Raw genomic sequence first — 12,570 nt, 5'->3', positions numbered from 1 at the left:
TCGTCTTTATAAGAGAATAGATGATTTTTTCACAACATGCCAGCCCCCTCATGCCATTGACAAAATCATAACAGCCAAACCAACCTCGCGAACAGAGCGCGATCAAATGAAACCATTGCCAACGATTATATCGAAAGTTGCTGTGAAGGAAACGTGGGATTAAGAACTGAACAATTCACACCAGACAGGTGTATGGTCTGATGGTTTGTCCATTGCGCGTGGGTCTCTGTCTACACCGGAGGCCAGCAATCGATCCGTGGCCTGTGGCGACAACAAGAGATGATCAATGCGTAATCCCTCGTCTCTGTTCCAACGTCCAGCTTGATAATCCCAGTACGTGAACAGGCCGTTTTGAGGATTAAGGACACGAAGCGCATCGATGAACCCGAGATGACACAATTCGCGAAAGCGTGCGCGTGATTCCGGTCGGCACAACGCATCATCGGCAAAGCCTTCAGGATCATAGGTATCATCATCAGTCGGACAGACATTAAAATCTCCACCAAGAACGAGAGATTCTTCATACGACAATAATGTTCGAACATGTGCGAGCAATCGGTCCATCCACGCTAACTTATACGAAAATTTTTCCGTGTTCACCGGATTGCCATTGGGTAAATAAATCGAAGCGATACGAACATCACCAATCGTTGCTTCCACATACCGCGCTTGTTCATCAGATGAATCGCCAGGAAGAGAAGTCTGCTCAACTTCAATGGGCACCTTCGAGAGAATTGCGACCCCGTTATAGGTTTTCTGTCCAACCACGGCAAGGTTGTACCCCAACTCGTCGATTGCCTCACGAGGAAATTGCTCCTCGGTAGCCTTGAGTTCTTGCAACAACACGACATCAGGTTGCGCCTGCTTCACCCACTCCACAAGATGCGGAATCCTGACCTTTATTGAATTCACATTCCAAGTTGCGATTTTCATGATGCAGCTTCTGATTTTAGAGAACTAAAATCAAACCTCCATACTCCTATTTCACTTACAGATCTCAATGTGCTTCATCCCATGAAGGTCCTTGTCCCACGTCGACTATGAGTGGAACGGACAATTTAAGTGCCGGCAATGTGGCTGATTCCATTACCTGCCTGATGACCTGTGATGTCTGTTCAACGGCAGACTCGGCAACTTCAAAGATTAATTCATCATGGACGGTTAAGAGCATATAGGCCTTACTATCTAATCCATGCTCTTTCAGGGCCGGCGGAACACGAATCATCGCACGTTTCAGCACATCAGCCGCAGCGCCTTGGATAGGCGCGTTAATGGCGGCACGTTCGGCAAAGTTTCGTTTCGCAGGACTTTTATCAAGAATTCCTGGCACATGACACCGTCGACCAAACAACGTTTGCACGTAGCCATGTTCTCGACAGAACTGCTTGGTGCGTTCCATATAATCTTGAATGCCAGGATATTGTTCAAAGTATGTTTTCATGTATGTCGCCGCTTCACGTTGCTCAACACTGAGTTGACGCGCTAACCCAAAGGCACTGATGCCATAGATAATGCCAAAGTTAATGGCTTTGGCCTTTCGACGCATCGACGCGTCGACCTTTTCGACATCAACACCAAAGACTTGACTGGCTGTCAGAGCATGAATGTCCTGCCCCTCTCGAAATGCATCCTTGAGAACATCAATATCGGCGATATGGGCAAGGAGACGCAGTTCAATTTGGGAATAATCTAAGGAAAGAAGTATATGTCCGGTCTCAGCGATAAAGGCCTGACGAATTTTTCGTCCTTCTTCTGTTCGAATTGGAATGTTCTGTAGGTTCGGGTTGGTCGATGACAAGCGGCCCGTAGAGGCGGACGCCATGGCATAGGATGTATGAATCCGTTTGGTGACAGGATTGATCTGTTCGACTAACGCTTCCGTATAGGTGCTTCTCAGTTTGTCCAGGTGACGCCATTCCAATACTTTTGCCGGGAGGTCATGGCCTTGTCCTGCAAGAGACTCCAGCACATCGGCACTGGTGGTGTATGTCCCGGATTTGCCTTTCTGCCCGCCTTCAAGTCCTAGCTCATCGAAGAGTATTTCGCCAAGTTGCTTGGGTGACCCAACATTAAAGGATCGTCCTGCGAGGTGATGAATGACTTTCTCCAATTCGCCTTGCCGTTGACGAAAGTCCGCGCTCAGCCGTTTAAGTTGAGCGAGATCAACTTTTATCCCTTCACTTTCCATTGCGGCAAGCACGGGAATGAGCGGACGCTCGAGCGTTTCATAGGCCGTCGCCATATGCTCTCGAACTAATCGTGGCTTAAGCATTTGGTGTAGTGTCCGCGTGATATCGGCATCTTCTGCCGCATAATCGACGGCTCGATCGAGCGGGACTTGATCAAACGTCACTTGCGTCTTTCCACTTCCCGTCACATCTTTGTACTTGATGGTTGTATGTCCAAGGTATAATTCGGCAAGTTCATCCATACCGTGCCCATGACTCCCCCCTTCCAATACGTATGAAAGCAACATCGTATCATCGACTGGGGCCACCACGACGTCGTAACGAGCCAGCACAACCATGTCATACTTGATATTGTGACCAACTTTTAAGACTGAGGGATCGGCCAATAACGGACGAAGGATATCTAACGCCTCATTGAGTGGAATTTGCTGAGGCGCGGCATCGCCCGACATCTGAGGATTACAATGGCCAACTGGTATATAACAGGCCTGAGTCGATACGACACACAGAGAAATTCCGACAAGCTCAGCTCGGCTTTGATCTAACGATGTCGTCTCGGTATCAACAGCCACATATCCTGCACGATATGCATGATCAACCCAGTCTTGGAGGGCCGATAGCGTATGAACAAGCTCATATTTGGTTGACGTGCGTGACGGTTGAACGGGAAGTACCGCTGGATTCGAGAGAGGATCCGCTGCGGGGTACTTATGTTGAATTCGATCGATGATGGCTTTGAAATTCAGCTTGGAGAGAAAATTCATTAACATCTCTCGGTCAACCGGCCGTCGGCCAAGTTTTTCAAGCGGAACCGTCACCGGAACATCTTTTCTGAGCCGGACAAGTTCACGCGACAACCGAGCCTTATCAGCATGCTCAATTAAATTTTCTCGCCGCTTTGTTTGCTTGATCTCCGAAGCTCGAGCCAGCAACGTATCAAGTTCACCGTATTCATTAATGAGTTGCGCCGCCGTCTTGATCCCTATGCCAGGCACGCCTGGAACATTATCAGTGGGATCACCGGCCAGCGCCTGGACATCAACCACTTTTTCAGGGAACACCCCAAATTTTTCTTTGACTTCCTTGGTCCCAATAAACCGATTCTTAATCCCGTCATACATCCTGACACGATCGGACACTAACTGCATGAGATCTTTGTCGGATGACACAATCGTCACCGTCGCTTCTGTTTGAAGCGCCAAATGCGTATAGGTCGCAATCAGATCATCGGCTTCAAATCCCGGGGATTCAATACAATCAAGATTAAACGCCCGTGTCGCATCGCGAACGAGTGCAAATTGCGGGATCAGTTCATCGGGCGGGTCAGGGCGATTGGCTTTATATTCTGGAGACAGATCATTTCGAAAGGTAATCCTTGCAACGTCAAACACCACGGCAACATGCTTGGGTTCCATATCGTCCATTTGCTTCATAAGCATTTGCATAAACCCATAGACGGCATTCACAGGGGTTCCATCGGGGGCATTCAGCGGCCGAATGGCATGATACGCCCGAAAGATAAAGCTCGACGCATCAATGAGCACAAGATGGCGGAGGGGAAGTTCTTGATCTATTTCTTGACTTAGACTCACTATTCATCCTTCACGTTCAGGGAATAATCGCCATGAAACATACCTGATGAATAATCTCGTGTCGACAGCAAAGTTTACACGATCGGTTTGACGTCCGACGTTACAAGAAGATTGTATGAAAAGTGTGAAGTCTTGGAGGGAACAGACAGCAGAGACGTGTTGGGCCTTCGAATGAGCGCGGCACTGGGGTGTCGACCCCAGTGCCTTCATCCAATCCCCGGCTTACATGGCAGGCTCGTACCTATTTAAGATACACATCTTAAACAATACGCAGGAGGAATTTGGTCATGATAAGAAAATCCACATGGACCGAAGGCCATTGGATTTTGAGTAAAGAAGAAATCCGGTAGGCTCAATAAGGGAGGGGATTGGAGATATTCCATCAAACAGACCTTTCAATCGATCAATACACCCGCACATGCCAGCTATCGCTGACTCGCAAAAAAACGTTTCGCTCATTCAGCAGGGACATTACTAAAAGAAAGCAAACGTAATGCCGGTTTTCAGTCTTACAGAAACCCCTTCGTAATCAGTATGTTATGGATAAGACACAAAGAATTCTGCGTATGACACGCCTTTCGAAGCGAAGGGTCCACCCTTCACCATCGTGCAAAATACCTACATTTTTTAGAGAAATACCGGAAAATTACATGAAAGGGGCGGAAGGACCTGTGGAAGAATTTTTGAGGGTACTCGCACGAACACCTATCGCTCCACGCTAGGAGCATGAACACAATCTATTAAGCATTTGAATGCGTTACACCGTATGCTCAAGACATCATGAATGGCCATTGACTCGTGCAGCCTCACCATAGGCCGCAGCAGGATACACACGTCTTTCACATAAATCACGTCACATTCTTAGCCGCAACGGTCTTTCTGTATATCGACATTGCTATTTGTTCACCAATAAAGTCAATTCACCGAAGACGTACCAAATGAAACAGTCCGTTCCGACTCGAGAAGCCAATTGGCCAATGTGCGAATTTCATCAATATCGTACGGTTTTTCAAGTACGGCCCTGGCACCAGACTGCAGTGCTTGTGTTTTCAGCTCCAAGCTCGAATCTCCAGACACGAAAATGACGGCAGGAACTTTTCGGCGACTCTTTTTTCCCAGACATTCAAGAAACTCAATCCCCGTGAGAACCGGCATATTTTGGTCGGTCACCACAAGATCCGGTTGATGTTGCTCCAGCATGACCAGCCCTACGGCTCCATTTTCAGCCTCAATACATTGATAGCCGTCCGTCTCGAAAAGTAGACGAAGAATCGACCTGGCCAATGGATCGTCATCAATAACCAGAATACATTTCCTGGCACAATACAGTGGATTCAATCCAACAGTGGTAGATACGGGTTCAACATAATCCATGTCGATTCTCCCTTGACGGCTTAAGCGGGTAAAAGAATAAAGACATTTTCACCAGACCCCTTGCAATGCATTACGTGAAAAACGTGTCATCGGTTTTCACTTCTCAAGATTTTCATCGGTTCCAGACTCGTCCGACCCGGTTGGTGAAATAGGCGAAGGACGATAATCCTGCCAAATGATAAACATTCCTATAAGAAGGCCCAGTCCTGTGATGATTGCTACTATAAGTATTTCCATCGTCTTGCTCCTCGTCTCACACATTGAAAACGACTGACAGATCTGGAATAAAGCAAGGGACATACCAAGGAACAAGTAATCAGTCCCATCATATTTCACGCTTTTAACTCGTTGTTATTATTGTCTTTAATCTGGATAAGAGCACACCCATACGGGTGGGAATCACAGATTGCCACATACGTGTTATCCAATTACACACACCACGTATCAAAATAGATATCAAAAGAAATGGGGGAAACTGAGAGGGGGACTGAAACGAGATTCAAGCGAAAGAGATGCGCTCTTACTCTTCTCGCAAAACAGCGAGCGGCGGGTGAGCGAGCAGACGGTAACTACTGAAAAACCCAACGATGAGCGTGAGAAGAATGGTCAACACACAGGCAAGAACCAGGGGAACAACTGGAACAGACCACGTCAGGTCCAAGAAAAAGTAAAGAACTCCCCAAGACAACGCACAGGCCAACAGAATGCCAATAATCCCGGCCACACTGCCGAGCAATCCAAACTCAAGGGCGAGTGACTGGGCAATCATCCGCCGAGTACTTCCAAGGGCTTTTAAGATGGCCGCTTCATAGAGACGTCGGTATCGGGTCGTGGCAAGAACAGCCGTCATCACAATCGTGCCATTAATAATACATAACAGCGCCATCCCCTGAATGGCCCAGGACAACTGCTGCAACAGATTGGCGATATTCTCTAAGACGTCGCCCACGTTTATGGCCGTCACATTCGGTAAACGTGCCACAAGGGCTTCTTGCAAGGGAATCTCATTGTTTGGCGAGACTCGTGCTGTCGCAATATAGGTCATGGGGGCACCATCCAATGCTCCAGGAAACAGGATCATGAAAAAATTTGTCGAAAAACTTCCCCAATCCACTTTTCGCGTGCTTTCAATTTTTGCGAACAGAGGAACTCCTTGAATATCAAGTTCGACAATGGAGCCAAGATCAAGACCGAGATTTTTCGCCGCCTCTTCCTCGATCGATAAAGGTGCTGGACTCTCAGGGTTTGAAGCGAGGAGAGTGGGTGAAGAGGCGTCATCACGATCCCACCAACTCCCCGTGACAATGGTGTTGTCCTTGGGCAAATCAGCGAGTGCCGTCAAGACATAATCTCGAGTGAAGTACCACCCGTTTCGCTTGCCCTTATGTGCCTCCGGATCAATACGGGTACCCTCAAGTGCCGTCAACCGAGATCGAACGACCGGCGACAATTGATAGTCATCACGGTCCACCCACTGCTGAAGCGTCTGTTCAAACATCTCACGTTGGTCAGGCTGTATATCGATAAAGAAAAATGACGGAGCTTTGGCTGGCATCCGCTCACTCAGGGCATCGAGAAGAGAGGTTTTAATCACCACAATGGACACAATCACCATCACGCCAACTCCAATCGCGACGGTCATGCCAGCGGTGAAATTCCCTGGTCGACGAAGATTGCTGATCGCATTGCGTATCGTAAACGTTCGGGAACGCGGTAAGAGGGTCAACACGTGCAGCAGAAATTTAGCCGCAAGCAACAGGCACAGCAAGGCCGCCAAAAAGGCAGCAATGAAAAACAGGCCTAATGCGATAGAGTTCGCCTGCCACATGGCCAATCCAGCCAAACTGACACCCATCACTCCGCCCGTCATCAGACGGATTCGATCTTGAAGAACGCTTTTTATGGCTTTTTTCAATCGATCCCAGTAAGACTCCGGGGCACCCTGTACGTTCGCTCGGTCAATCTCCCTTCGAAACACTAAGGCCGGCGGAACATGTCTAATGGTAAGCAATGGCCAGAGCGTAAAAATTGCAGTCGACAGCAATCCCAAAATGAGCCCCTTCAACACAGGAGTGAGCGAGAGCGTCAATTCAATAGAGAAGGGCAGTAATCCTCCAAGGAGAGTGGGCATGACAACTTGAAGAGCCACACCAAGCGCTGCACCGAGTAGACTTCCAATACCTCCCATGAGAAGACTTTGGAATAAGTACGTCTTGATGATAAAGCCTGTCTCAGCTCCAATTGTTTTCAGTATGGCAATACTGGCCATTTTTTGAGAAAGATATCCTTGAATCGTACTGGCTACTCCAATACCACCGATAAACAAGGTTGTCAGGCCAATTAACCCGAGGTACGTGGACAACTGATCCAGAAAGCGTCGCACCCGAGGTTGAGCATCTTGAAAGCTCACAACACGGACGCCCTCTTTAGCGAGACGCCCTCGCAGTTCACCTAATAGTGGCACCAATGATTGCGACGGTGGGACACGAAGCCGATAACGCTCGCGAATGCGGCTTCCAGGCTGAAGCAGTTCCGTGGCTTCAAGGGCTTGACGAGAAACCAACACGCGAGGACCAAGGCTAAAGGCACTCGCAACACGATCGGGTTCTTTTTGGATGATCCCCGTAATGCTGAATTGTGCCTGGCCAATCATGATCTGATCGCCGATGTCAGCAGCAAGACTGATCAACAGAGACTTTTGAACAATCGCCCCAAAACATGGAAGCGTTTCGCAGTTCGATGCCTGACCGGCTAACAAGGAAGCCAGTGACGCCTCGGGGCTGGTCTCAATTGACCCGTAGAGTGGATAGGAGGGTTCAACAGCTTTGAGTTCAACTAATTGTGTTGCCGGTGCAGAGCTGGAGGGCTTCTCCGTTGAGTCCACAACGGCAACCATCGCCGCCAGTTCACTGACATGGGAAACCTCTATCTCTCGCGCTTGAAGCGCGTTCAGGATTTCCCGGCTGTCCTCACTCATGAATCGGCGAGAGGAGACTTCGAGGTCGCCTCCGAGCAAGCTCCTCGCATCATGAAAAATAGCGTCTTCAACGTTTGCCGCAAACAACCCTACGCCAACAACCGCACCCACACCAATCGCGATACAAATAAAGAAAAAGACAAAACGGTGCCAGCTCGCCCGAACCTCCCGCCACGCCATAATTATTGAAAAGCGCACCTGAGATTTCATGTTCAAGGCACCTCTTGACGCACCAACCAAAGAGAAACGTTCCCTTGCCATGACCTTCTCATTACACGTGCGCTTGGAGCACCTGAGATTTCATGTTCGAGGCATCTCTTGACGTACCAACCAAAGAGAGACGTTCATTCACCGTGATCTTCCCATTGCACGTGCGCTTGGAGCACCTGAGATTTCATGTTCGAGGCATCTCTTGACGTACCAACCAAAGAGAGACGTTCATTCACCGTGATCTTCCCATTGCACGTGCCCTTGGAGCACCTGAGATTTCATGTTCAAGGCATCTCTTGACGCACCAACCAAAGAGAGGGGTTCATTCGCCGTGATCTTCCCATTGAATGTGCCCTTGGAGTACCTGAGACTTCATACCCTGAACACTACTTGCATATTCTCTTTGGATAGATGTAACAAATTGTTTTTTATCAGGACCCCGCCATGGTATCTGCGTATATTTCTCCATCACGTAAGGAAATGACGCGCTCGGTCCGGTCTGCTAACGACTGATCGTGAGTGACCAGGACCATGGTGCTCCCATGATCTTGATTTAGACGAAAGAGCAAGTGAATGACACGCTCGCCCGTTGTACTATCCAAATTCCCCGTGGGTTCATCGGCCAAGAGGACCGGCGGCTTTGTCGAAAAAGCCCGCGCAACCGCAACACGCTGTTGCTCACCCCCTGAGAGTTGCACGGGATAATGGTCCTGACGATCCTCCAGCCCAACGGCCTGTAACAATTCTCGCACTCGATCCATCGCCCCCGGATCACCATTCAATTCAAGGGGAAGCGCCACATTTTCCAGAGCGGTGAGAGTTGGGATAAGATGAAATGATTGAAAGATATACCCGATATGCTGTCGACGATGATGCACCATCTCTGTTTCAGATAATGCCGTGATATCCGTCCCATGAATCGAGATAGACCCTCGAGTCGGTTTATCTAACCCGGCAAGCAGGCCGAGAAGTGTAGACTTCCCACTTCCTGATGGACCAATAATGGCGACAACTTGCTTTTGAGGAATTTCAAAAGTGATATCATGGAGAATGGGAACGACGTGACTCCCAGCTCTCAATTCCATGACGAGATTCTGGACAACAATCATAAATTCGTTATGGTAAAGAGAAGGGCAAATACGAGGGACACATGAGCGCAGACTTCAGACCAAACACCATTGCAACATTCGAAACGTGGAGGATCATGGATCACAGATGGAATCCTCTCACTCACCTGTTTCTTATGATACCAATATTATGCGCAATCTGCATGATCGCCTCAGGGTGTGACACGGCAGACGAACAGACCTTGCCATCCTCTACGACTTTTTCTGCAGAAAATTCCGACCAACACACAAATTCAGCAGTGGCGACGACCACACGACCGAACAAACATGCCACGCATTCGGCAAAAGATACCCGACCGCGAATCGTGGCACTTGGCGATAGCTTGACCGCTGGGCTCGGGGTTCCACCTGATGAATCGTATCCATCCCGCTTACAACGACATTTAGATCAGACCGGATATCCGTACCATGTCGTAAACGCAGGCGTCAGCGGCGATACCACCGCCGGAGCGCTACGCCGTTTAGATTGGGTTCTGAAAAACCAACCTAGCATTGTTATTATAGAATTAGGAGCGAATGACGGGCTCCGAGGGCAGCCCATCAAGGCCATTCATGGAAATCTTCAGAAAATTCTTCAACGCCTTCAAGATCGTCAAATACACATCTTGCTCACTGGCATGAAAATTCCCCCAAACTATGGGTTCGACTACACATCACAATTTGCAGAAATATTCCCCCAATTGGCTGACGAGTTTGATGTGCCCTTTATGCCATTTTTCTTAGAAGATGTCGCTGCACATCGATCCCTCAATCAAGCGGACGGCATCCACCCGACAGGAGAAGGCTATAAAGTCATCGTGGAACATCTTATGACGTACTTAGAACCGCTCCTACGTGCACAACCCCCTCGCACGTCGTAAGCCACGCATTAGCACAGTGGACATAAAAAAACCTTCCGGATCTGGACGAACACAGATCCGGAAGGTTTTAAAATGTGAGAAAACTTCTTACTCGGTGCGGCTTATGACTTCTTAAAAAAGATATCGTAGACGCCGTACCCAAGGATCGCAGCGATGAAGCCGACATACATGGCGGTAATACCCTCATAGCCGCCACCCGGCGCATTCGCCAATGCCGGAGAAGCACTGAGTGCGAGAGCCATGACCGATCCCAGAAAACCTTTTGATATGCCTTTCATTGCGGGTCCCTCCTTTTGCTCTATGATTTCTAATAGATCATCAGATGTTGAATCTTGAATAGGCTGGAATTTTATAAAACTTACAAGACCTTTCGCAATAACCAGGCCTTATTTTTTTAACCAAGCCTTTCGATCTTCAGACTACTGAACGCTAAACATATAACTAATTGAAAAAGTTAAGCTTTTAAGGGTATTAGCAATTGAAGCAACGCGAAAGTCAAGGCACCGGCTGAAGCTACTCTTCAATTCGTGAATGTGTACCGTCGCAAAAAGGCGGCCTTTTTGTGTGTTTACAGCCACACCACGCGACCCGTTTTGCTTCTGTAAGTTCCACTTCCATTGGCGTATGTTCGGTTCCAGTATGGGACCCATCACAAAATGGTTGGGTTTTTGATCGCCCACATTTACACCAATAGTAGGTTCCTGGCTCCATTTCCAAAATGTACGGTAGCTTTTGGGGAATAATAATCGGATCTCCCATTGTTCCTCCTTCAAAATAATCAAACAACAACGAAGTTCGTATTCTGATGAATCAAGACGCCAAAAATCAACAGAGGAAATCAAAGCCTCATCGCGGGTCAGTGGTAATCGTTCTTTGTCTTTGACGAAATACGAGTGACACTTCACGAAAGACGCTTTTTAACCACAGCGAGGCTGTGGCCCGTTGGGACCCAATGCTCTCAACCAAATGTAATCGGCAATACCTTCCTCAATCGCTTCCTGCACTTCCTCTTCTCGCACAGGGTCTAAAGCGATAAGATAAATCGAGACATCTTTTAACCTCGAAGAGGCATCTCGCCTGACTCGCTTGGGAACCGGAACCTCATATTGAATATGCCCACCGCCAGTATAACTGACCAACGGACCCTGGTCCTGAGACTTTCGATTGACATATTCCGTAATAATCTTCGCCATGCCTTCATCTCGAAAAATGGAGGCCTGATAATACCTGTCATACATGTTTTTCGGTAAGCCAGGGTGACAGAGTTCTATGGGTTTAAAAATCACCTTTTCATATTCAGGATCTTTCAACGACATGTCTTTCTTGACTCCCCACTTCTCCATCTCTGGATCTCGCAACGCTGCTTCGAGCCCCTGCTTGGAAACCATTCGCACCAACGAACGTGGCGGATTGAGCGCATAGAGCGGAAGCCGATGTTTCTTCGCAAACTGGACTAAGCGTTCATAGCCGGTAAAGTCGGAGCCCCAATTTTCTTCCCAATGAGAGTCCTTCAGAAATTGCTCCTGAGTCAGGGCATGCTGCTGAGTATATTGGTCGAGTGCAGACTGCCCATTCCAACTGAACATTTCCATCGCCAAGACCGGGTTCTGATCGGCATCGACTAACGTATTTAAAACCTGAACAGCCGCATCAATGTGTGAAGGCGTATAATGTTCTTCACCAATATAGACGACATCCACATCTGTCAATTCAGACGCCAATGTTCCATACTCAATAACCTTCCCAGTCTTCACTTCAATAATTTGTCCAACCTGAAAGTCTCGGGCCTCAGTAGATAATCCAGGCGCCGAAGCACACGAAGCCAGGCCCAACAGAAGACACAACGTACCTAACAGCATCGCAAAACGAACGCACCGCGACATGGGCCATTTCACCAGACATGTACTCATAATCCCATCATCTAACACACAGCCATTTTGACTGCAAGTATTATACATAGAGCCTACAAGGCCCTATGCAATCGCGTTATTGACTGCTTAGATTCATCAGGCAAGAAAAAACTGATCAGCAAAATGAATCATCACAGATGCGCGGTGGAGGCTAGGCTAGATATGTCAAGAATGCGCGCCAGTAATTTATTTCAATTCCCCCTGTCGGCAATTTTGGCTTGTTTAAAACCCTCATAAAGTGGTGTAGTTGGCTATCCACATTAGATGGGCATCGACATTGGATTTATTACCCAGACATTTACACCATTCACGGAAAAGCTACGCCATTTAT

General features: G+C 48.1%; 10 protein-coding genes. 1 reads left to right on the top strand and 9 read right to left on the bottom strand.

Annotation, left to right across the window (positions count from 1 at the left end):
* Positions 1–159: 159 nt before the first annotated feature.
* The 6 genes from xth to ACWHX8_RS00980 all read right to left on the bottom strand — a co-directional run bounded on the left by xth (position 160) and on the right by ACWHX8_RS00980 (position 9,451).
* A complete protein-coding gene (gene xth / locus ACWHX8_RS01005; protein WP_447970114.1) occupies positions 160–933 on the bottom strand; it encodes an exodeoxyribonuclease III in 774 nt (257 codons plus the stop codon).
* Between the two features lie 64 nt (positions 934–997).
* Positions 998–3,781, bottom strand: coding sequence for a DNA polymerase I (gene polA / locus ACWHX8_RS01000; RefSeq protein WP_447970113.1), 2,784 nt, complete (start codon positions 3,779–3,781; stop codon positions 998–1,000).
* Between the two features lie 915 nt (positions 3,782–4,696).
* Positions 4,697–5,155 (bottom strand): response regulator, encoded by a 459-nt coding sequence (locus ACWHX8_RS00995; protein WP_447970112.1) that lies wholly within the window; start codon positions 5,153–5,155, stop codon positions 4,697–4,699.
* 96 nt (positions 5,156–5,251) lie between these two features.
* Positions 5,252–5,392 carry a hypothetical protein gene (locus tag ACWHX8_RS00990; RefSeq protein WP_447970111.1) on the bottom strand — a complete coding sequence of 47 codons (141 nt, stop codon included), beginning with the start codon at positions 5,390–5,392 and terminating at the stop codon, positions 5,252–5,254.
* Between the two features lie 283 nt (positions 5,393–5,675).
* Positions 5,676–8,342 (bottom strand): ABC transporter permease, encoded by a 2,667-nt coding sequence (locus ACWHX8_RS00985; RefSeq protein WP_447970110.1) that lies wholly within the window; start codon positions 8,340–8,342, stop codon positions 5,676–5,678.
* A 431-nt stretch (positions 8,343–8,773) separates the two neighbouring features.
* Positions 8,774–9,451, bottom strand: coding sequence for an ABC transporter ATP-binding protein (locus ACWHX8_RS00980; RefSeq protein ID WP_447970109.1), 678 nt, complete (start codon positions 9,449–9,451; stop codon positions 8,774–8,776).
* Positions 9,452–9,612: 161 nt separating this feature from the next.
* On the opposite strand from ACWHX8_RS00980, the gene ACWHX8_RS00975 reads away from it, so the two are divergent.
* Positions 9,613–10,329, top strand: a complete 717-nt coding sequence (locus ACWHX8_RS00975) for an arylesterase (RefSeq protein ID WP_447970108.1) — start codon at positions 9,613–9,615, stop codon at positions 10,327–10,329.
* Between the two features lie 101 nt (positions 10,330–10,430).
* On the opposite strand, the gene ACWHX8_RS00970 is transcribed toward ACWHX8_RS00975, so the two are convergent.
* From ACWHX8_RS00970 to ACWHX8_RS00960, 3 genes are all read right to left on the bottom strand, one after another.
* Positions 10,431–10,607, bottom strand: coding sequence for a hypothetical protein (locus ACWHX8_RS00970; RefSeq protein WP_447970107.1), 177 nt, complete (start codon positions 10,605–10,607; stop codon positions 10,431–10,433).
* A gap of 235 nt (positions 10,608–10,842) precedes the next feature.
* Positions 10,843–11,088, bottom strand: coding sequence for a CDGSH iron-sulfur domain-containing protein (locus tag ACWHX8_RS00965; RefSeq protein ID WP_447970106.1), 246 nt, complete (start codon positions 11,086–11,088; stop codon positions 10,843–10,845).
* A gap of 158 nt (positions 11,089–11,246) precedes the next feature.
* Positions 11,247–12,239, bottom strand: coding sequence for a ChaN family lipoprotein (locus ACWHX8_RS00960; protein WP_447970105.1), 993 nt, complete (start codon positions 12,237–12,239; stop codon positions 11,247–11,249).
* Positions 12,240–12,570: the final 331 nt, after the last annotated feature.

The organism is Nitrospira sp. M1 (assembly GCF_965152605.1).
The sequence above is the reverse complement of the archived record's forward strand: the minus strand, read 5'-3'. Positions and strand labels throughout refer to the sequence as shown.